At 49.5% G+C, this 20,800-nt stretch carries 22 protein-coding genes; 12 read left to right on the top strand and 10 right to left on the bottom strand.

Annotated elements, in window-relative coordinates; all coding sequences use genetic code 11:
* Nucleotides 1-11 precede the first annotated feature (11 nt).
* The 4 genes from V7775_RS08200 (at nucleotide 12) to V7775_RS08185 (ending at nucleotide 3,799) form a co-directional block, all read left to right on the top strand.
* The gene (locus V7775_RS08200; RefSeq protein ID WP_335751397.1) at nucleotides 12-1,031 is read left to right on the top strand and encodes a DUF2303 family protein; all 1,020 of its coding nucleotides are present in this window, start codon (nucleotides 12-14) and stop codon (nucleotides 1,029-1,031) included.
* Nucleotides 1,032-1,088: 57 nt separating this feature from the next.
* Nucleotides 1,089-1,349 (top strand): pyocin activator PrtN family protein, encoded by a 261-nt coding sequence (locus V7775_RS08195; RefSeq protein WP_335751396.1) that lies wholly within the window; start codon nucleotides 1,089-1,091, stop codon nucleotides 1,347-1,349.
* Between the two features lie 209 nt (nucleotides 1,350-1,558).
* Nucleotides 1,559-2,695: a helix-turn-helix transcriptional regulator gene (locus tag V7775_RS08190; RefSeq protein ID WP_335751395.1), complete on the top strand. Its 1,137-nt coding sequence runs from the start codon at nucleotides 1,559-1,561 to the stop codon at nucleotides 2,693-2,695.
* Between the two features lie 120 nt (nucleotides 2,696-2,815).
* A complete protein-coding gene (locus V7775_RS08185) occupies nucleotides 2,816-3,799 on the top strand; it encodes an MBL fold metallo-hydrolase (protein ID WP_335751394.1) in 984 nt (327 codons plus the stop codon).
* Nucleotides 3,800-4,270: 471 nt separating this feature from the next.
* Here the strand turns inward: V7775_RS08185 and V7775_RS08180 are convergent, their stop codons facing one another.
* From V7775_RS08180 to V7775_RS08165, 4 genes are all read right to left on the bottom strand, one after another.
* Nucleotides 4,271-5,749 (bottom strand): reverse transcriptase domain-containing protein, encoded by a 1,479-nt coding sequence (locus V7775_RS08180; protein ID WP_335751393.1) that lies wholly within the window; start codon nucleotides 5,747-5,749, stop codon nucleotides 4,271-4,273.
* Between the two features lie 562 nt (nucleotides 5,750-6,311).
* Nucleotides 6,312-7,097 carry a hypothetical protein gene (locus V7775_RS08175; protein ID WP_335751392.1) on the bottom strand — a complete coding sequence of 262 codons (786 nt, stop codon included), beginning with the start codon at nucleotides 7,095-7,097 and terminating at the stop codon, nucleotides 6,312-6,314.
* Nucleotides 7,098-7,530: 433 nt separating this feature from the next.
* Nucleotides 7,531-9,030: a hypothetical protein gene (locus V7775_RS08170; RefSeq protein ID WP_335751391.1), complete on the bottom strand. Its 1,500-nt coding sequence runs from the start codon at nucleotides 9,028-9,030 to the stop codon at nucleotides 7,531-7,533.
* Between the two features lie 147 nt (nucleotides 9,031-9,177).
* On the bottom strand, nucleotides 9,178-9,873 hold the full coding sequence (locus V7775_RS08165) for an HNH endonuclease (RefSeq protein WP_335751390.1): 696 nt from the start codon (nucleotides 9,871-9,873) through the stop codon (nucleotides 9,178-9,180).
* Between the two features lie 641 nt (nucleotides 9,874-10,514).
* On the opposite strand from V7775_RS08165, the gene V7775_RS08160 reads away from it, so the two are divergent.
* From V7775_RS08160 to V7775_RS08150, 3 genes are all read left to right on the top strand, one after another.
* Entirely contained in the window at nucleotides 10,515-10,847 is a 333-nt protein-coding gene (locus tag V7775_RS08160) for a hypothetical protein (protein ID WP_335751389.1), read from the top strand.
* Between the two features lie 205 nt (nucleotides 10,848-11,052).
* Nucleotides 11,053-11,622 (top strand): tyrosine-type recombinase/integrase, encoded by a 570-nt coding sequence (locus V7775_RS08155; protein ID WP_335751388.1) that lies wholly within the window; start codon nucleotides 11,053-11,055, stop codon nucleotides 11,620-11,622.
* A 228-nt stretch (nucleotides 11,623-11,850) separates the two neighbouring features.
* Nucleotides 11,851-12,654: an AAA family ATPase gene (locus V7775_RS08150; RefSeq protein WP_335751387.1), complete on the top strand. Its 804-nt coding sequence runs from the start codon at nucleotides 11,851-11,853 to the stop codon at nucleotides 12,652-12,654.
* Nucleotides 12,655-13,530: 876 nt separating this feature from the next.
* On the opposite strand, the gene V7775_RS08145 is transcribed toward V7775_RS08150, so the two are convergent.
* The 4 genes from V7775_RS08145 to V7775_RS08130 form a co-directional block, all read right to left on the bottom strand.
* On the bottom strand, nucleotides 13,531-14,145 hold the full coding sequence (locus V7775_RS08145; protein ID WP_335751386.1) for a transmembrane anchor protein: 615 nt from the start codon (nucleotides 14,143-14,145) through the stop codon (nucleotides 13,531-13,533).
* Between the two features lie 15 nt (nucleotides 14,146-14,160).
* Nucleotides 14,161-14,853 (bottom strand): HupE/UreJ family protein, encoded by a 693-nt coding sequence (locus V7775_RS08140; RefSeq protein WP_335751756.1) that lies wholly within the window; start codon nucleotides 14,851-14,853, stop codon nucleotides 14,161-14,163.
* A 101-nt stretch (nucleotides 14,854-14,954) separates the two neighbouring features.
* The gene (locus V7775_RS08135) at nucleotides 14,955-15,314 is read right to left on the bottom strand and encodes a hypothetical protein (RefSeq protein ID WP_335751385.1); all 360 of its coding nucleotides are present in this window, start codon (nucleotides 15,312-15,314) and stop codon (nucleotides 14,955-14,957) included.
* Nucleotides 15,315-15,469: 155 nt separating this feature from the next.
* Nucleotides 15,470-15,880 (bottom strand): MerR family transcriptional regulator, encoded by a 411-nt coding sequence (locus V7775_RS08130; protein ID WP_335751384.1) that lies wholly within the window; start codon nucleotides 15,878-15,880, stop codon nucleotides 15,470-15,472.
* A gap of 72 nt (nucleotides 15,881-15,952) precedes the next feature.
* Between V7775_RS08130 and V7775_RS08125 the strand changes: the two genes are divergently transcribed.
* The 4 genes from V7775_RS08125 (at nucleotide 15,953) to V7775_RS08110 (ending at nucleotide 18,213) form a co-directional block, all read left to right on the top strand.
* A complete protein-coding gene (locus tag V7775_RS08125; protein WP_335751383.1) occupies nucleotides 15,953-16,426 on the top strand; it encodes a methyltransferase family protein in 474 nt (157 codons plus the stop codon).
* Nucleotides 16,419-17,102, top strand: coding sequence for a cation transporter (locus V7775_RS08120; RefSeq protein ID WP_335751382.1), 684 nt, complete (start codon nucleotides 16,419-16,421; stop codon nucleotides 17,100-17,102). The genes V7775_RS08125 and V7775_RS08120 overlap by 8 nt, the downstream gene beginning before the upstream one ends.
* Nucleotides 17,092-17,652, top strand: coding sequence for a methyltransferase family protein (locus V7775_RS08115; protein WP_335751381.1), 561 nt, complete (start codon nucleotides 17,092-17,094; stop codon nucleotides 17,650-17,652). The genes V7775_RS08120 and V7775_RS08115 overlap by 11 nt, the downstream gene beginning before the upstream one ends.
* A gap of 246 nt (nucleotides 17,653-17,898) precedes the next feature.
* The gene (locus V7775_RS08110) at nucleotides 17,899-18,213 is read left to right on the top strand and encodes a DedA family protein (protein ID WP_335751380.1); all 315 of its coding nucleotides are present in this window, start codon (nucleotides 17,899-17,901) and stop codon (nucleotides 18,211-18,213) included.
* 82 nt (nucleotides 18,214-18,295) lie between these two features.
* Here V7775_RS08110 and V7775_RS08105 read toward each other — a convergent pair whose 3' ends face one another.
* On the bottom strand, nucleotides 18,296-18,661 hold the full coding sequence (locus V7775_RS08105) for a hypothetical protein (RefSeq protein WP_335751379.1): 366 nt from the start codon (nucleotides 18,659-18,661) through the stop codon (nucleotides 18,296-18,298).
* Nucleotides 18,662-19,670: 1,009 nt separating this feature from the next.
* On the opposite strand from V7775_RS08105, the gene V7775_RS08100 reads away from it, so the two are divergent.
* Nucleotides 19,671-20,015 carry a helix-turn-helix domain-containing protein gene (locus V7775_RS08100; RefSeq protein WP_335751755.1) on the top strand — a complete coding sequence of 115 codons (345 nt, stop codon included), beginning with the start codon at nucleotides 19,671-19,673 and terminating at the stop codon, nucleotides 20,013-20,015.
* 169 nt (nucleotides 20,016-20,184) lie between these two features.
* On the opposite strand, the gene V7775_RS08095 is transcribed toward V7775_RS08100, so the two are convergent.
* Nucleotides 20,185-20,754 carry a MauE/DoxX family redox-associated membrane protein gene (locus V7775_RS08095; protein ID WP_335751378.1) on the bottom strand — a complete coding sequence of 190 codons (570 nt, stop codon included), beginning with the start codon at nucleotides 20,752-20,754 and terminating at the stop codon, nucleotides 20,185-20,187.
* Nucleotides 20,755-20,800 lie beyond the last annotated feature (46 nt).

The raw sequence follows: 20,800 nt of genomic DNA, 5'->3' as shown, positions 1-20,800 counted from the left end.
GGAACAAACCCATGACAGGCATTATTGACGAAACCACAACACACTCGATGGCAAACACCGCTGAAACCATGCGCGATGTCATGCTGGAATTCGGGCGCACCGAAGACATCACCAAACCGGAAGACTTTGATTTTAACCAATCCCATCTGGTCGCAACACCAAGTCATCGGACCATTCAAGACCTGACAGAACAACAACGCAAGGCCGCTGAATACCTGAAGCCCGCGCGCCGCAAGGGCATCGCCCGCCTTGACGACCTGCTTAGTATTATCGCATGGGCGAAACGCTTCAAAGGCGAAACATCTGTGCTATTTGCAAAGCCAGATATGACTGCACCATCGCTGACATGCATTGCAGACTACCATGCAGAAGGCCCAGTGGACCACGCGAGTGCCACAGGTGATTCAACAGCCCGACACTGCCACCACCGCGCAATTTACAACTTCCCATTGTCGGAGGAATGGATGGCGTGGATGGCGGTTTCCTGCGGGAAAGATGGCAAACCCCTGCTGCTAGAAAAAGACGACTTAGGTGAATTCATAGAAGCCCAAGCCAAGGATATCATGGACCCGACACCCGCCGTTCTGGCAGGCAAGGAAGATGAAAAAAACCATAAATGGGAAAATCGCCTAATCCTGACAGCGCAGAAGATTGAAGGTCGCTATGGCCAACTGACGCAGCTGCTAGCGATGTCAAAGCAATTCCAAGTCTTCGAAACCAGTGACCTGAAGGTCAACACCAACCGCGATACTGGTGAATCTGAAATTCAATTCCTGAACGAACACAAAGGCGTGGATGGCAAACCGTTGAACATCCCGAACCTAATTATCATTGCAATTCCAGTATTCATGGGCGGCGCTCCATACCGCATGCCAGTGCGCTTCCGGTATCGCAAAATGGGTGGCAGCGTTCGGTTCATTATGTCGATTTACAACCCTGAAAAAGCCTTTGAAGCGGCATTCAAGGAAGCCGTGGTTCAAGCCACTGAAGCGACAGAACTGCCCACATTCATGGGCGCACCTGAAGCCTGATTTCTCTTTCTGGCCCTTGGAAACTGGGGCCAGCGACGGAAACCAGAAAGGCACATCATGAACACAGCATTCCTCCTGATGGCCCAATACAGCGGCCAAGCGGTGATACCGGCGGACAAGGTGCGCGCAGACTACTTTTCGCACCTGACGCTGCCCAAATTCTTGCGCAAGATAAATGAAGGCCAGCTGGCGCTTCCCCTCGTCCGAATAGAAGCCAGCCAGAAATCCGCGAAGGGTGTTCACCTGCAGGACTTGGCAGATTACTTAGATGCGCGTCGGGCTGAAGGTCAGCGTGAATTTAAACAGATGTATGGTTGAATTCGCAGGCCTTTGGTAAAAAATCTTGTCCGCGTAACGAGGGCGGAATCCAGACATTCGCCGCAGGCTGTACCGATGGCAGCTATGCGCAGAAAGTGTACTTTGCAAAGTTTCACATATTTCCCGACAGCGGCCTTTCGTGGGGCGTGCGGCGAAAGTTGGCAGTGAGCCCACATTGACCAATGCTGCACCCGGTTCGAAGGGCAAATATGTGCACGATGCTCATGTTTGTTTCTTCATGTAGCGCTTTACACGCCTATAATTTTCAAGGGGCCCACAAAGCTGAATCGCTGGACAAGATATCGCCCTTCATTTTAGGATTAATCTCAAACACAAAAAGGTGGCGACCGTACTCTCAAACTCCATATTTGATCGAATTGGACATCATGCAAAGTAGACCAGTAATTACGCCTGAAACGCTCGGGAAATGGCAATATGTTGTCGATCAGATCTCTGAGATTGCAGACGTTCCTGCCACGCTGATCATGCACACACGCGATCAGCAGCACAATGTCTGTGTAAAAAGCACCGGCAACGCGAACCCCTATCTTGAGGGGCAATCCTTCCAGCTTCATGACAAGTTGTATTGCTTCGGTGTGCTCGAAAATAACGCAGAGCTTTGCGTCGAGGACGCCACCTGCGACCCGCATTGGCGCGATAATCCTGACATGGAATATGGGATGAGCTTTTACGTTGGCCTTCCCCTGAAATGGCCGGACGGTGCGATTTTTGGGACAATCTGCATGTTGGATCGGTTTCGAAACAAGCGCGCTCTGTCGTTTCGCAATGGGTTACGTCAGTTCTGCCGAATTGTAGAAGACGACCTAGCCATGCTGGAGGAAATCGAACAACGGAAAAAGGCAGAAACTCGTTTACAACAAGAGTTGGATAACCGTGAAGCGATTATCAAAAAACGGACTCAGGATCTGGAAGATGCCAATACCGCGCTGCGGGTTTTACTGAAGGGTGTAGAAATCTCGAAAAACGAAGTTGAAGAACGCATAGAACAGCAGGTCAGGGGCCTCGTGTTGCCTCATATCGGTCGACTGCAACAACTGATCTCAGAAGACAATCGTGCGCTATCGCATCTCGACATTGTTGAAACTAATCTCAAGAATATCACATCTGCTTTCACGGGTAGGTTGGCCCGGGCGTTGGAAGGGTTGACGCCAACAGAGTCCGAAATCGTCCAACTGATCGTCCAAGGGCGCAGTACAAAAGAAATTGCCAAGACGTTGTCGCGCGGAACCAGCACTGTCGATTTTCATCGCAACAACATTCGCCAGAAGCTGGGCCTTACCCATCGTGGCAAAAATTTGCGGCAGCATTTGAATTCCCTAAATTAATATGGGGATTGTCCCCATATAATCCCCATAAAAAACTAGCGATACGGCCCATCCTTGGAGCCCTACGCTTATGTTATTCCGCTTGTCATTTTGACGGCGGAAACAGGGAGAATAAAAAAGATGGAAAAGAAAGACCTCAAACCAATCAAACTGAACGGGCAAAAGGATGCGTTGGCTCCTGGCCTCTCGCGTCGTTCGTTCTTTATGGCGGCAGGCGCGGCAGGCGTTGGAAGTGCAGCCAGCTTGCTTACTTCTAGCTCTGCTCAGGCCCAATCCACGGACTGGACGCAGCCGGGCAACAACAACCACGTTATTGAATTGCAAAATTCATCCAGTTTTTCAGAAGGCGCGGTCAACATTGAGTACTTTGGCCACTGTTCATTTAAGATTACATCACCTGGTGGCGCATCCGTCGTGGTTGATCCTTGGCGCGACGATCCTTCAGGTGCCTGGGGCTTATGGTACAAATATAAATACCCTGAAACTGTAACGGACATCACGCTTTCAACGCATACACATTTTGATCACGATGCCATCGACAGACCTGTTTCAACAATGGTGTTGGACCGTATGGTCGGCACGTTCGAGTTCGCAGATCTGAAAATAACTGGTTTCGCCGATAAGCACGTTTGCATGGCCCCTGGCTATTACAATTGGACAAATGCGCTTGCCGAATTTGGCGTTGAAGCCTGCGCGCCAAACAATGTCGGCCACATGGATATGGTAGTTTATTTGATTGAGACGGGTGGCATTCGCACGCTGATCTGGGGTGACAACCGTGCCGATCCCGGCCCCGGTTTTTGGGAGGCGATAGGCCAAGTAGATGTCTTAACACTGCCTGTGGACGGATCCGAACATATCCTGTCTTACGAGCAGGGAAATGCAATCGTTGACAGGCTGAAACCAAAAGTTGTCATCCCAACCCATTACCTCAACGAAACAACCACCTACACTTTATCAACATTAAGAAGCGCAGATGAGTGGGTCAAAGGCCAAAAGAGCTTCAAAATGCTGGACAGTGCCAATCTTTCGCTAAATGCGGCAGACGTTGGTGGCATGGATCGTGAGTTTATGTATTTTGGCAGCAATGTCGTGACCGCATAAGCTTTTGCACAAAACGGCAGAGAGCCGATTATGGCTCTTTGCCTTCTACTAGGTACCAATTTTCTAAGAAAGTTTGCGTTACGTATTTTCCGACTCCACCGTTGCCCTTTCGGCTAAGCGGCCCTTCGTGCAAACGCAGCGAATTCACACTTTGTCCGCATTGTGTTAGTTCGCTACCTGCGCAGCGAAGGTCGGTTGTCGCAAATTAGCATCGAAGACCGTGGGTCCGCTTTGGGCTGGGAGCTGCCGTTAGACGCCATTTGCACCAATGGCAGCTTTGCGCAGTTAGTGTACTTTGCAAAGTCGCACGAACGGCCTTAAACTGCCGTTCGTCGCAGGTTTAGTCGCTGCGATGGAGCTTCCTCAAAGCGTACCTTAATACTTCCCACAGCATTTCTATGCGTCTCTCTCAGCACAATACAATCTTCGTTCAGTCAGTTTAAAAGGTAAGAGCACAGTATGACCCTCGTCTCACTTCACTTTGTCGCGGCGAGCGACCGCTTTGACCATTGCTTCCGCCATCCGCGCCTTCATTATTTTATTAAAATTGCGAGCTTGCGGTATGATAAAACGCCCTCGGCTCCCAAAAGTCTGTGATGATCGTTTAAGGTAGCTGTAAAAGGTCCAAGTTCCGTAATCATCCGCTAGGAGTTTTTCCGGTAATACGCGGCTGAATCTTTGACTGAAATTTGAAAAGTTGAAAGTGCTCATTATCTTTTCCGCGCTTTTTTCCTTGTTTACTGGAGCCAGTGCGTGGCTTCTTGCTATGCCTTTCGCTGATGAGGAAACTTTCCGATACAATCTTGAGAGAGTGCTATCACGCAGATAAACGTTTACTCCATCAAACCGAAACCCGAGATACTCAAACCCGTTCTTTCCTTGTGGGCCCCTTAGGTGTGAAAACTGGAGCTCATTATTTTTCCTAACGAATCCAACGATACACGTCTTTTCTGCTTTAATCTGCAGTTGTGGCCCACACTTTGAAATCACACTAGTCGCAAGCTTTTCCGCTTCGCCAGCTTCGGCCAGAGCTCCTGGGATAATGAGTAGAATATCGTCCGAATATCGCATGTACCTGCCGCCCTTGGCCGTTGCGTAGGCGTTCATCTGTACATCAAAATCCATCAAGTAGAAGTTTGCGATAAGATCAGAGATCGGCGCACCTTGCGGGATGCCATGATCTAATTTCTTGCCGTGCTCATCTACGTTACCGCGCACCAAGCTAGGGAGCGCGGGGTCGCCCCCACAAATTTTCTGGCGAAAAACTTCTGGACTACAAAGTTGAACGGGCATCTTTTTGAAAGGAAGAGAATATTTTTCCCGTTCGTGGCCATCGACAACAATCGTTTTTAGAAAGCCAAGACGGCGGTAAACATCTTTCTGATCGACCACGTGATAATCGGTTACATTTTTAAATACAGTAAAGTGATCGTCAGGTAAGCGTGAAACGCCGAGCAGGTCACACCATATTTTCTTAATAATTTTATGATCTAAATTCTCGAAGTAACCCTTAATATCCAGAGCGATCGCTACGCAGCGTCCTTGCCTTTCAATTTCATCAAACGCGTCTTTTGCGAAGTCAATGTTGCATTTCCCTCCGCCATTCGCCTTAGGAATTTTTCGATAGGCAATTGGGCAATCAAAGATTCCCAGATCTTCTAGGCGTGACTCATACCGTTCTGACAAAATTCTGCGGTAGTGCGTAAGAATATAAGCATCCCGTCTCGCAGCATATCGGATCGGGCGAGACTTTGGCTTAGGTTTTGGCTGCCCCTTTACCGGAGTCCGATAAGGCTGCCATTCTTCGTGGTAAAGAAAAAACGGGTAGAATTTATTCTCGGATACAGTTTTGGGATCGCTTACGATCTCTTCAGCTTGCTTGACTGTAAGGCGACGGTCAAAATGAGGATAGTTCTTCAAATCGCTTTGGGAAAACTCGGGTTTTTTCATATCACTCCGCGATTGGGACCGAAGCATTAGGCAGAACACTTACCCTTAACATCTTCGGCCCCGCTGTTCAGCGTAGTGCCCGTAGTTTCGACGAAGTCGTGTATACTGTGATACATATAGCAATATTGGTATTACATATTGCCGCCTGTACACCAGATTACCGTAAAGGAGCACATATAGTGGAACTCACCTTAGGCGCACTGCTCAAGTTTGCACTTGACAGTTCAAACGATTGACTGCGACGCCCTATAGACGCCGATACTTTATAAATGGGGGGCGGCAACTATCATTGCAAGAGGTTGCAGTGTTTTTTCCTCCCTTGAAAACAAAAAAATCTTCTCGGTGGGTATGTCCGCTTTTATTCATTTCATTAAGGTTTTGTGATGTGCAGCAAAAGTCCGGTTTCCGCCCAGGGTCTCGTTTGGCCATGTCCGCTTTGGGCTGGGAGCTGCCGTTAGACGGCATTTGCGTCAATGGCAGCTTTGCGCAGAAAGTGTACTTTGCAAAGTCGCGTGAACGGCTCACCGCTGCAGCCCGCAAAGCGGACATTCGTCGGGAGCTTTTAGGAAACTCCTTTCAAAAAAGCCTCACCAACTTTATCCACTTCAATTTCAATCAAGCCCTCGTCGTGTAGAATCTTTGTTGCGACTACAAGGAGGGATTTTTCCTCTTCAAGAAGATTTCCAATTCCGAGTGCGCCGTGAACTTCGTCTGTTATAAAAGTCATCTGGCAAATATAAGACACATGCAGAGCATATAGGTTCCGTGCAAGTTCACGATGGAATAGTGGGACTACAGACGGCCCTTTTCGGTCACCTATCTCCGTCGCGATTATGTCGTGCATGAGGTGGGATTGAGAAACATGCGCTGCCCCACTCAGTTCACCGTAGACCTTTCCCATATTTTTTAGCCGCCCGAAGGTTGCATGTGGCGTCTTGCCGTCTTTTCGTTTCGAAACCCCAAGTTCCTGCACCGCTGAGATCAACTCATGCTCCTGTCTCAGAAGGGTAGCAGCCTGGGTGTAGAGACCCTCAACAATCGCTATTTCACAAAGATTTATGCCGTGTATAAAGTGTGTTATCAGATCAAGCTGTTGCGCCGGATCACCAATCACCTCATCAAATTGTTTTCCACAACAACGTGAGATGAAGTTTAGAAATGCACTGCAAGCCGACGCGTGCGCTTGGGTCAGAACAATATCATTTTCTTTGAATTGCTTTCGATTCTTAGCGCATCGCTCCGCGTGTTGCCCCATAAGAATTGACACTGGCGCCAGCGTCTTCTCACCCCAATTCTCCATTGAGGAAATAATGTCATCCCCGTAGCCAAGGTCTTTTTTCGCGCCCACTTCTCAAACTCCACCTGCAAGAAAGGTTATTTCCACTAGAATTTATTTATTTCGCTGATTGTTGACAACGGTTCTGAACTTCAGGACATAGCGTATCGATCTTAATGTTGCCTTTGGATATTTACTCCGTGCGCGTGCATCTGAAAACCCGCTCATTTGGTCCAACGAAGCAAAGCGGTGGGCATCTGCACACTGCTATTGCACCTAACCAAATTCGCAGGAAGGCCGGTCGTGCCTACCAAGGGTGCCAATCTGGGTTCTATTAGGAATGTCTGCTTGCAGCAGCGGATAAGGTTGCTCTTGCGGCCGTTGCGAAAGATCGCTTTCCGACCATGGGTCGAATGGCCTCGGGAAACGCGCTACTAGCTTCACGTAGCTGTCGCTCTAGGAAATAGGAATGTAATATAACCTAGGTGACGCCCGCAAGTCAGCACTACTTACCCCACCAAGAAACAGCAGATTTCGCAAGAGCCCCATAATCGAACCTAGCCTTACTTCTTCCCTTTTCTGCGATGCTGCTGAGTATTCCCGACAATAGGTGTCCATGAAAATCATAGTCATTCGAACGACACACAGCTTTATGTATGTCTGGTACGCTGTACTCCCGCAAGCATGTCTCAAAGTCTGCAAGCCCCGCAAAAGTTACAGGTATTCGCTCACATTCTGGCACTGATAGATCGTCCGCTTCACGCCCCGCCCGCAAGAAGATCTCTTCTAGAAAAGAATTTCCCATCATCGTCCACGGATCATACAGCAGGACAACTCCTACAAGGCTTCTATCCGAAGTTGAGAATAGCTCGCTATTCGTTCGCCAAATTTGTACTACACCCTTGATAAGATCGTCAAAATCGGCTTCGCAGTCCCGCCAAGGATCGGGAGAGGTGAGGATTCTCTGTGGAATGCGCCTAATCTTGCATTCAACGACAATTCCTAAGTCAGAGGCTTTGTCCATAACGAATAGATCGGCGCTTTTTCCGTATGAGGTGTCCTTTTCTCGGTCCACGTCGCTCGAAGTCCCGTAGTAGTGTTTAATAAGTTGAAAGCACAAGTCTTCGAAGTAGTCGCCAGAAACTCGCCGCGCATTGCTGTCTTGGACGATATCATAATAAAGACCGTCAGTTATCCTGAGCAGCAATTGCTCACGGGACGGAACCAAGAAAATCCGACCTTGCCGATCGTCTATTTCAAATAATGGCCGCTCCTTTACAACGCTCCTCTTAAAGTCCCTTGGGATATTCGAGTTTCTTATTGATTGAGCAAAGGTTACATGCCCATTGACGGTTTCTCCAATTATCTTTCGAATCTGAAAAACCTCTGCTTTTGTAGCTTCGACAGCTTCAAGACTTGATGCTCTAGCAGCGGGATTTTTTTCGGTTAAAGCATAAATCGCAAACGTAACTTTTAAGAAGAGCTCCAGATCAATCGAGTGTTTCTTCGCAAAAGCTTTCTTACCCGCTGGAGTCACGTAGACATGCCACGCCCGACCAATCCTAAACGAGTTTTCGAACCCCAGTTGCCAGTCATACTGTGGCCAGAAGAGACGCGGCATTGCAGCTATAATCTCGTTGCCATCGAAGTCTTTGACACTTTCGACATTCGCTAGCCCACTATATGTATTTAGAAGTTTGGTGATTGCCCCCCACGACTTTAGGTTAAGGTGTCGGCCTCCGGGATTAGGTGCAATCCCAAGAACGAGCCGTTCATTGATAACCGCATCAATATTCCAAGGTGGGATGAAATATCTCCCCCCAATCTTATGATCCTCCAACTCTCCCGGTATCGAAGCATGGGTGAGCGCAAGCGCCTCTCTTCCATTTCGAAAGGCTTCAATTGCCCAGCTCATTACCAGCAGGTCATTAATGGGAATGGGAGAAAGCACCGCCCCCAGCCTGCCTTCCCAGTACCGTTGCTTTTCGTTCAATGTTTTTACCACCAATTAGATACTCACCGCTTGCGCAAAGAAAGCTAGCAAGGTGTGAATTAAACCACGCCAATAAAGATTGTAGATTACTCGAATTTGCTATTAGCGAAAATATCGTTACGATCACCTTTGTGCCGCATTTTCCAATACTTGCCTTTCTCAATCGTCACTCATCATACCGCACTGAATACACATAGTTCCAGACCAACCTGTGACACCACAATTGGGGCAGTGCCAGCTCCAATGACTACCCTTACCGATTGGAGCTGTATGACCCGTTCTCCCTGACGGGTGTTGAACAATCGTTCTATACTGGTCTTGGTGGATAATTTGCAGCTGGGGTGTCAGCATCAACGGCTGAGTAGCTCGCTCGGGTTCACGATACGGCGCGTTAACCTCCCGCAGGCTTAGCTCGGCCTCTTGCAAAAGCTTAATGTCTTTTTGACTAATTTCTCCTGCTTCAATCAGAATAAGCGCATCTGCAAAGACCTTGTCCTTCTTACGTGTTTGCTCTGTTTTCACGATCAGTTGTTCGACTAAACTCTTCTTTTCTATAGCTCGTTCGATTTCGTGTTGGACAATGGGTGAAGGCCTGAAAGCACGACCGGACTTTCGTTGATTGCAGGCACTATGAGACGGGAGGAGATTTTCGTAAGAGAATAGATCAAAAGCATTATCAAGGCCGAGCCCTTCCAAAATCGTCGGCAAATCATTTGATCCCACAAGACGTTCCGGTATTACGTGGTCAATCTCAGTATCAGAGAATACACAGAGTTGTTGGCAGAGGTAACACCGCTCGCCATGAACGGTCCAGATCGCTCGCCGTTGCGAAGTGTTCAGATTTTGTTTACTCATAGACGATTTATTAGGGGATATATTTGTTTTTCGAAAGGCTATTCCTGAATATCTGAGGTAAAAATACCATATGATACATGCACAAATACTTCACGGTAATGTCGGTTCTTAGAATGCCGCATCGTAGCAAGTCCGGTTCGATCGAACGGCAGCTTTTTTGGCCAATAGCTGACGTTCAAACAATGTGCTGCAAATAACCAGTTTCCGCCCAAAGTGTTGGAAAGCAATGGCTGCTTCGGGCTGGGAGCTGCCGTTAGACATCAAAGCCACCAGGGTCAGCTTTCAGCCGAAATCCCTTGTATTGTTCAAGAATGCGGGGCCAAAAACAGCATATTGTCCTTCATCGGCCTGATATTGAACAACATTTTGAACAACACGAAAAATAAGAGCCCGCAAGCCACTGATAGATAAAGAACTTTATGGTTAGTCCATCCAGTCCATCATCGGCGCAACGCTCAGACGCGCCGCCTTTGAAACTAAGGCTTTTCCCATATTTTGCTGGGAAGTTCTTTGCCCTAAAGGTTGTCTTATATCAGACATTTACAGCACATTCTCGCTCTTTTGATTGTTGTGTCCCCCACGTGGCGGACAGTATTCTGACGTGTGGGACAGATTAGCACTGACCACTTAGAGGACTGAATATGGCATCTATCGAAAAACGTAAACGCGCGGATGGCACGACCGCATACAAGGTCGAGGATATCGTGCGCGTCGATGGCAAGCGGCACAAGAAAACTGCCACATTTGAACGGCTTACTACAGAAAATGCCTGGGCAAAGAAAATGGAGCAGCAGATCAAGAGCGACGGTCCCACAGCGTTTACGCAAAAACTTGAGCTGTCCCCGACCGTAGCTGATGCTGATGCCGTGACAAAATATATCGAGAGCAATAAGGTCTCATTGAAAAGCACCAAAAAAACAGGTGATCAAGTTTGTCGCCGATGGCAGGTGCGGGTTTTCCGAAATCAAACTTAAAAACGTTTCCTCCCACGATGCGAGTGACTTTGCGGAAGAATTGTCGCGTGGAAATCGCGCACCCGCTACCGTTTCGAGCTATCTAACCCATGTTTGTCACATCCTCGCTGAGGATGATTTTGGTCCTGCGTACCATGTGTGCTTAGACGCGCTCGATCGAGGGAAAAGAGCTGCTCGTCGGCATGGCCTGGCAGGTAAATCCAAAGTGCGAGAGCTGCGACTTACTGATGAAGAGCTCGAAAAGCTAATGCAGTATTTCTCAAGTCTATATGAGGGAAATAAGCGGTGCATTCCGGTGCATTACATCCTTGCGTTTGCAATTTTTGGATGTAGACGCCAGTCCGAAATCACGAGTATCAAATGGGATGATTTTGAAGAAGACGACATCCTTGTACGCGGCATGAAACATCCTCGGCGCCCAGAGGGCATCGACACCATCGCAACTCTGACCGACGAAGCAAAACGTATCATTGCACTCCATGGCGCACGAGGCACAGTTCGGATTTTCCCATATAATCCAGGCACGATCAGTCGCCAGTTTACAGATGCATGCAAACTCCTTGGCATCAAGGATCTCCACTTTCATGACCTGTGGCACGAAGGCATTTCCTGGGTCCGAGAAAAAGGCTGGTCCGTATCCCACACGATGATGGTATCTGGCCACTCGTCAACTCAGACACTTGATCGATACTCAAAGCTGCGCATTCGTAATGATAGATATGAAAACTGGCAGTGGTTTGATCGCTTGGAAAAACTTTCTGAAGGTCGCGCTTAACGATATACGATACTTGTTTTATTTCAGACAAACGATGAATAATAGATTGCACATACCCGCGACCTGCTGACCCGCCCTTACTGCGTGTTTTCAAGAAAGTTGTGCTGTGTTCTCTCTCCGCACCCTCCATCTTTATGCCCTGTCCGTCGCGAATTTTTTAGTTCTTGTCTCTGCTTCACTCGAAGTGCTGGCCGATATGGTCACCGCCCTCGCAGGATTTTGAGATGGATGATCTTTTTTAAAGTTTTACTGATCGACGACTTCGATGCAGATCATCTCGCAATTGGTGAGCGCCTCAAACACCATCCGAAATCTCTTAAATTCAGCCGTCGCAAGGCGTTGGACACCGACGATTTCGGACGCTTTAACGATAGAGTCGACCCTTACTCTGTCGAAGACATCCAATTGAATTTTAATGAGACAAAAAAATGCGAGAAGCGCGCTGCGGCCCTGGTCAAAAGGCGCCTATCAAGCTCTGTTCTCCCTCATCTCAAAGAGGACGATTTCGAACGATTGAAGGCCGTCATCAATGTTGTGCGCATGTCCGGTACGATCCGACAAGATCGAGCGGATGAGATCGCAGCGGAAGTGCATGCAGAGTTTCCCTGGATGGGTCGTTCAAACGAAGTGCTTTGGCACACGATGCGCCGTGCTGAGGATCGTGGTGAGCATGTACATCTCGGCCCTCTCCTGCTCAATGGGCCTGCTGGTCTCGGAAAAACTGCGTGGTCATCTTATGTTTCACGAAAGCTCAAACTCCCTTTTACGAGCGTCGATGTATCGAGTGGTGCCGGCCAGTTTTCACTGACAGGTCTGGAGCGCGGATGGTCAGGTGCCGAAGATCGCCGCGTAATCCGATCCATCCTCCAGCATCGTCTTGGGAAGACTGTGATTTTTGTGGATGAACTTGATAAATCAGTAGATATGACGAGCCGAAAGGGTCGGCATCTCAGTATCGAGAAAGCACTTTTGCCGATGCTTGAACAGAAGTCAGCGCCAGTGGACATGTCCATACTTTGCAGTTCCATTTGATCTGTCGCGGGTGTCATGTATTCTAGTATCGAACGACCTCACAAACATTCTGCGACCACTCAGATCACGCATGCAGGTCGTAGAGCTGTCTGTACCGAGTATCGACGATCTGGTCTGGTTTGCAGATCGCGAGGCTGGCAGGCTGCATCTATCAAGCGCGGCGACAGGTGCCGTGATCGATGCCTTGACGCAGAGCGTCGGTCTTCTCAGGCGAGAGTTGAGTCTGCGGGATGTAAAAAGGCTCTTGCAGCGTGCTGAAACGCTCGAAAATCGAGCAATTTTCATTGATGACCTACAAAAGCTCAGACGAAGGCCGAAACCAATAATTTGTTTGGACTATTTATGACTCCACATTTGGGGGCTCTGCCTATGCATAACACATATCAGGGAATATTATAACGCAGCTTAAAATTTCGCTTTGCCAGATCAATCTGTAGGGACAGCAGGCGGCCGATAACCTAATGAATTATCCTACCAATTGATACCCTATCGCACGCCACGTCCTGCGAGCCAGTAGGTTGCCCGCCTATATCTTGTTGCATATTGCTGCTGTGCGGATCAGTGCCTGATGCCAAAAATAACCAGCGTCAGCGAGACTCCACACTGCCGCGATTGGGCTTCATAAATTACTGCGTGATGCATGCATGGCCTGTAGGTTCGGTGATGGTATGATAGTTCTTTTTATCCACAATACCGTCCTACATCTACTGCGCGAAGTTTACATTGCCTCGCATTACAGAATGCTGCGCTGCATCCGAGGCCTGCATCTACCGCAAATTAACATTTGGCTGTGATGCGGGGAATGTCCGTTCAGCGTCAGTCCATTGGGGAGGTATGGTCACCCACAGTATTTCGTGTGGATGACTTAATTGTTGCTTACTCGCTCCGGACGATCTCGCTGTAACTGCCGTTTAACTGCAGTGTCACAGTAACATCCGTTTTGTCCCGGTTCCTCCAGAACCAGCCATGTTCACCGGCGAAGGGGGTCTCGAAGCTCCCTTCCGCTGATGTCTGACCGCGGCCCGTTTCGTACGTCACACCCTCCTCACCTGCATGGGCATGAAGATCGAAATTGATACGGCCACCGGTGGCGACCCAAGCATAGGCCAGCGTGGCCCCCTGCTCCATCGTGGCCTTTATCTCGGTGGATGCGCCGGGTGCGAGAGTGAATGTAATCTCGTCTTGCCACCCTTGTTGTGCGGCGGCTGATGAGACGAACAGACCGAAGATGTCATTCATCAAAGACGAGGATTCATCGCCACCGTGTAACGCTTCGTCCGCCGCTGCCTCTGCCGCGAGTTGCTGTTTGATCTCGCCCATTTCGGACAGGCCGAGGATGCTTCCCACGCCCGTGGGATCTGTTCCGTATTCAGCGGGCAGATAGACCATAACACCGATGGCCACAGCCCCTATGGCAGCGATTATCGTGGAGCGGCGCAATTGCGCAGTGGTCGGGAGGTCTTCGATATTGGGTTTTGGTGCGTTATTCATTGTTCTCTCCAATTATTATGTGCTGGCGACGTAGCCTGCGACCTGCTGGTAGGTCAGAAGGCCGCCAAGGAATGCCATGATGATGTTTGCGACTGTAGCCTGACGCATAAAATTCGGGCTGCGGCGCCAATATCCCATGACGATCAGGATCACAAAAAGCGCCAGAAGCTGCCCCACTTCGACGCCTACGTTGAAGGCCAGCAGGTTCGCCAGAAGCCCGTCTTCGGCAATTCTGTATTCGAGAATTTTCGAGGCAAGACCGGTGCCATGGAACAGACCGAAGATCAGCGTTGCAGCCTTTGTGTTTGGCTGGACGCCGAGCCACTTCTGATAAAAGCCCAAATTATCGAGCGCCTTATAGATGACCGAGAGCCCGATAATTGCGTCGATCATATAGGCGTTGATGCCCCAGCCATTCCAGACACCCAGCATCATCGTGACCGAGTGACCGACTGCAAAAATGCTGACGTAAATCGCCACGTCTTTCATGTGATAGAGAAAGAAGACGACGCCGAGCAGGAACAGGATGTGATCATATCCGGTGATCATATGCTTTGCGCCAAGATAGATGAACGAGATGACATGCACCCCGAAAATCTCCTGAATGTAACCCGCATCACCCGGTGTGACGGCATGGGCATAGGCCGCGGTCGCAAAGGCGGTGAGCGCCGCTGTGATTGCAAGAAATAGGATCGAAGCGTGCCGCATGATATGCGAAAGCCGCCCCGACCTGCAGGATCGGTTAAGTATCATTTTGAATTTTCCGTTTATTTGAGTGTGATTGATGAGCCACCTGTTAAGGCGCGTGATCACACTCTTGGCGGTCGATCCAAGCCATAGTCTTGCCGCCCCCGCATGCTATTGTCGGACAGGGTCGCGATTATACTGGTAGCTACCATTTCGCTCGCCGCATCATGCGGCGGCATAAACACGACATTATGATCGTGATCGGCAATCTCATGGCTATGCGCCAGATAGGCGTGCATGACATCTACGATGTCCTCATGCGCGTGCCCATGCTCTTTAGCCTCGTTGTGGTGATCAGCTACAATCTTCGCCAATTCCGAAAGGTCGTGCGCGACTAGGCGTGAATTCGCAGACAACACGAGACCAACCGCCAAAGCGATCACCAGAAATCTTCTCAGGTATCTTGCGATTTGTTGCATCATACTTTGCGCCCTAATGGGTCTTGGCTCAATCTAACGGTTCTTGGATACGGTAGAAGTGAAAATATGACAACGATGGCTATAGCACGAAGTGGATAATGGGCAGAAAACAGCAGGTAGCAGCGATTGGTCGCTTTGCCGGTCAGCGGGTCTCCTTATCAGTGTTCGGTTTCACAGAGCCCATGATCTGCAAGCGTTTCAATGACAGCGCAGGTGGCCACATTGCCAGCGTCACATTTTGTGATGCGTTTCAACTCACGCTCCAGGCGTCGCAGTTTCGCTATCCTGCTCTGAACATCTTGGAGGTGTTGAGCCGCAATGCTGTGAGCATCAAGGCATGGTTTTTCAGGATGCTGGCTCAACTCTAAAAGCCCTCTGATATCTTCGACTGAAAACCCCAGATCACGAGAGTGACGGATAAAGGACAAGCGACTCAGACCTTCTTTTGTGTATCGGCGCTGGTTACCTTCTGAACGCTCAGGCTCATCAATCAAACCCAATTGTTCGTAGTAACGAATTGTCGGAATTTTGACGCCCGTGCGCTTGGAAAGCTGGCCGATTGAGAACATCGAATTTTCCTCTTGAAGCTCTAGTTGCTAGAGGAATTATACTTGTGAAGAATCAAATATGGAAGCTTCTTCATGGACATATCCCCACTCGCGCAACTGGCCCTTTGCATGGTGACTGCAGGCTTGCTTGCCGCTTTCGTCCCGTTGACACTTTTCGACGTATCTCTGTGGCTGGTTGCCGCTACTGTATTGGCGGGGATGCTATTTCTGCTGCACGCGGTAATGAGCTTTATTCGCCACAAGACAACCGTGAACCCACAGTCGCCCGACATGGCAACAACACTGGTGACCAGCGGCATCTACAGCATAACGCGCAACCCGATGTATGTTGGAATGTTGATAGTTTTGATGGCCCTTGTCCTGTGGCTTGGCGCGGTCAGTGCAGTCTCGGCAGTGCTCGCATTCTATCTGATGATTGATCGGGTCCAGATCAGAAGTGAGGAAGCCGCCCTTACCCAGACATTCGGAAAACACTTTGAGGACTATGCCGTGCGCGTCCCGCGCTGGCTTTTCATTTCCACAACACGAGGAACGACACATGACTGAACCAATAAGTAAAACGGGCGTTGCTTGCGGGTGTTCTGGCGACCCAAGGTTTGATGGCGTTGATCCTACCTACAAGCGGGTCCTGTGGGTCGTTATTTTGATCAACGCCTCCATGTTCTTTGTGGAAATGTCCGCAGGCAAACTTGCTGGCTCCCAGGCCCTGCAAGCAGACGCACTCGACTTTCTGGGGGATGCCTTAACCTACGGCCTCAGCCTTGCGGTGATTGGCATGAGCCTCAAAGTCCGCTCAACCGCGGCACTGATCAAAGGCTTCAGCCTCCTGCTTATGGGCCTCTGGGTTTTCGGCTCTACGTTGTATCAAATTTTTATTCTGGGCGTTCCCAGCGCGCAGATCATGGGGCTGATCGGGCTGCTGGCACTCGCCGCAAACTTGGCAAGTGTGATGCTCTTGATGCGCTACAAGGACGGCGATGCAAACGTGCGCTCGGTCTGGCTGTGTTCGCGCAATGATGCCATCGGCAATGTCGCGGTCATGATCGCAAGCGTCGCTGTGTTTCTGATCGCCTCCGCATGGCCCGACCTTATCGTCGCAATCATCATGGCGGGGCTGTTCTTGAGGTCTGCACAGCTTATTCTTGTTCAGGCATGGCAGGAACTCCGTTCAGGCGAAGACACGGGGGCGTTGGATAACCATGGACATGACCATGCTCAGTAACATCGAAGTCCTTGCCATATCGGTCGGCGGGATTGCCGGCTGCTATCTGCTTTTGGCTTTCGGGTGGTCGATCGCATTCCCTGAGCGTCGTATCTGGCCCCCAAAGCAGGCCACAACAGGCATCAAGCTTCGGGTCTGGCTTGCCACGATTTCGATATTTGCAGCGACCTTCGTGCTGGGCATCGCGGACTGGAACAATTTTGGTTGGCCAGTACCTGTCCGGTGGGGCATTGGTCTTGCGCTGATTATCATCGGAAATGTTGTTGTCTCGATTGGAGTCCGCAATATCGGATTCGGAGCAACCAGCGGCGAAGTCGCCAGGTTGAAGACGGACGGTCTCTATGGCTACTCCCGCAACCCGCAATACGTCGCTGACATGGCCATTCTTATCGGGTGGGCAATGCTGTCTGCATCTGGATGGGCGGCAGGCGTAGCAGCGTTCGGCATCGTGGTCCTTGCCGCCGCACCATTTGCTGAAGAGCCTTGGTTGGAAGACATCTACGGGGCGAACTACAGGGCATATAAAACCAAGGTGCAGCGATACTTATAACGGCGGTTCTCATGTTAATCTGTGCATTTCCTGATGAGCCAAAAAAGCCTTGTCCGTAACACAGATTTTATCGGTATCTGCTATGGCGACATTGCGGTGATCTCTGCTACCCAGAGCACTCGGAGGCATCAAGTATCCTTGCCCCACAGGAGCAATCTACTAGAAGCTTTCCTCACCTTAATCTCACAATATGGGACATTGGTTTATCTGCTCTTGTTTGCCTAATGTGCCTTAAAGAGTGGCTCTTTGCCATTGCTTGGCGGCTACGCTGCGCACACGGGGGCTATGGATGCCTCACTGGTCGCTTTGGCAACTTTCGCAGGCGGATATCTGGGGGATGAATTGCGATTTGTGGTAGCTTGCAAGTATGGCACGGGCTTCTTGTCGACACGTCTGCGGTTGTTGGCGTTGATGCTCAAAGCCGAAGGGATGCTGGACATTTACGGGCCCGCTTACATCTTCATATACCGCTACCCCAAAGGGATGCGCACCATCGGTGCGTTACCGGTAGGTCTCACACAAATGAAGTGGCCTGTGTCCGAAGCTTCCTCAATCTTTTGAGCAATCATTGCTTCCGCTTTTGCCAGATCATCGTCTGAAAGGACGACAGCTTTGGGTGAAAACATCTTTTGAGACATATCCATCAGATCACCACCGGGTCGCAACGCTTTTGGATAAGCCCGGTCCCCGTGCTCGCGCCTGCATCGAAATCCAAACGGCTGGGTTGGTAAACAGCGTCGTCAAAAGCACTTCTTTTCAGCTTTTGACCGCTGAGACCGATCCGGATATATCCGAGCCCCAGAGCCCATGACCGCATCCAAAGCGCCTTCGCCAAACGTGGAGTTTCGCGAGCATCGTCGACGGGTACGTAGATCCGCTGCCCGCGAAGCCCTGTCAATTGGGTACCATCTTCACGGCAAATAAAGCTACTACTGGAGGGATACCAAATTTTGGGGGCGTTGCTCATTTCCGGACAGATCTTGTTCAGGGTAGATAAGGCTTCATCCATGCAAGGATGCGGTCTGACCTTCCTCAGGGTCAATATCAATCATGAAAATACCTGGACCTGCTGGCCATTCGAAAAAATCTATTGTGCGCGCAATAATTCCAGATTTTTTTTCCGGCTGCATATCGTCTAAGTCCGTTCGCGTTAATATCTTTGCAGCGACACAGCCGATAGGACGCCGTAAATGAGGGCTTCGTTAATCCTGAGTCCGGAAAGCAAAGCAGTAAAGTCTTCAATCGAAGACAGCTCGCGCACTGTGCAAAAACCCGCGTTCATGGCTCCGCCCGGCTTCTTTACAAGCGTCTCCCCCTCCTATTCGCAATGTTTCGTAATACACTTCGGTACCTCCGACGTGATATGTGTCACCTGTATCGCATCCGCTCCTCACAGTTTCGCTTTTCAGTAAACAGTATGGATGCCAGTGGATTCACCTTTTCAACAGCAACGTCCTGAAATAATTTATTATTATAGGAAATATAATAACAGGCCAGTAAAATTTGTGGCAGAGTTTCTCGAAGTCATTTTTGAAATTCATTCAGGGCATCAGCCCTTAGGATCAATTTGGTAATTTAATTTCACAGAAAAAAATGCTCGTTGACACGCTTTCCTGACAACTATTCACAGTATTGACTGGTACTGGTTTGCGGCTTTATCCATATCAGTAAAAACAGGAAATTTGCCGCATACTGGTGAAATGAAATTGCCTTGGTTGAGGTAGTGTTGAAGTGACGAAACGTTTTCTAAGATAAAAGAGAGGGAAAGAGTACAGAATATAGAAGAGTAGAAAAGAACATTTCGTCACTTCCACTTCATCATTTTCGTATAGGGCACAGAAAAGGATATTACTTTTTTTCGAGACGGTCACTTCAAAATACCGCAAATAGAACCAGTTATCGGTAGAGCGCCATTTTCGAGCAAGCACCCCAATCTCAGCTGGTACTTGCCCTAGGGGGCGCCTGATTGTACTTGTGATCTATGAAAAGAAGCACCCTCCCCAGAATGGGCTCAACGCATACAGGAGCTCACAAAAAAATCGGGGCTTGCTCAGGCCGAACTCGCTCGCCGCGCAGGTTTAAGCAGGGACACTTTCAACAGGTACCACAGCGGCCGCCCCCCCTCTGACAAACTCAATGCGCTTGCCGAACTTTTTTCGGTACACCCAAATGATATCGACGAAGAGCGTCTCACGCTTCGGAAAAGATCAGATACCATATCTGATGAACCGTATCGCGTCGGAAAATCGTCAAATGGGACACCCAATTTGGCACACCTGACACTCAACGTTGATGTCCATATAAGCGATATGTCGCGAATTCTTGAGATCGTGACAAAAGCACTGAAGAAATCAGCTCCCTGAACCGCGCGCAAAGGTTTTTTCCTTATACTTCAAAGGCACCCCGGGATTCGAATATCTGACGCACCAACAAATGGTACGCTCGGTTTATAGTCGCCAGAAAAGCGTTATGACCTCCTAAAACCGCCTTTTGAAAAGCCTTTCAAGCCGGGAAAAGGATATGCCAAGATACTCAGATAATCTTCATAAGCATCCAGATCGCCAAACCCACCATCACGGGGTTTTCGGTGAGGGAAACAAGGCCGAGCGGCACTTTTCTGTCGCCACCTACACAGGCGCATTTAAGTTCACGTTTGTCGATATAGACGGCCTTGAAAACACTGACCGCACCAATGCTTGCGACGAACAGCGCAGCGGGAGCGGATAGCCACGTGAGCACACCAGCCATCATCAGCAAACCGGCCCCCGTCTCGACAAACGGATAGACATATCCATACTGGACCCATCGCTGTGCAAGGGTATCATAATTCCGAAACATAGAGGCGAAGCGCTCAACATCTTGCAACCTTTGCAGGTCAAGAAGCACCATTGAAATGAACCATTCAATCATCCGTCCAGTGAACAACACATCACTCGTTAACAAACTGACCGCAACAACCATCAGCCCGGCAACCAAGAACAAGGCAACAGGCTTGTAGGTTGTGGCATCACTCGAAGGGGTGTCTTTGCCAAAATGTGCGCTCAAATCATCAAAGCCACCGATGCGCGCTTTACTGATAAAAGTTTGTGGTGTCGTCTTCACATCGTGTCTGGCCCAGCCACCTGTGCCTTCAATTCGCAATTGGAAG

Source organism: Sulfitobacter sp. (genome assembly GCF_036960155.1).
Lineage (GTDB): Bacteria > Pseudomonadota > Alphaproteobacteria > Rhodobacterales > Rhodobacteraceae > Sulfitobacter.
The sequence above is the reverse complement of the archived record's forward strand: the minus strand, read 5'-3'. Positions and strand labels throughout refer to the sequence as shown.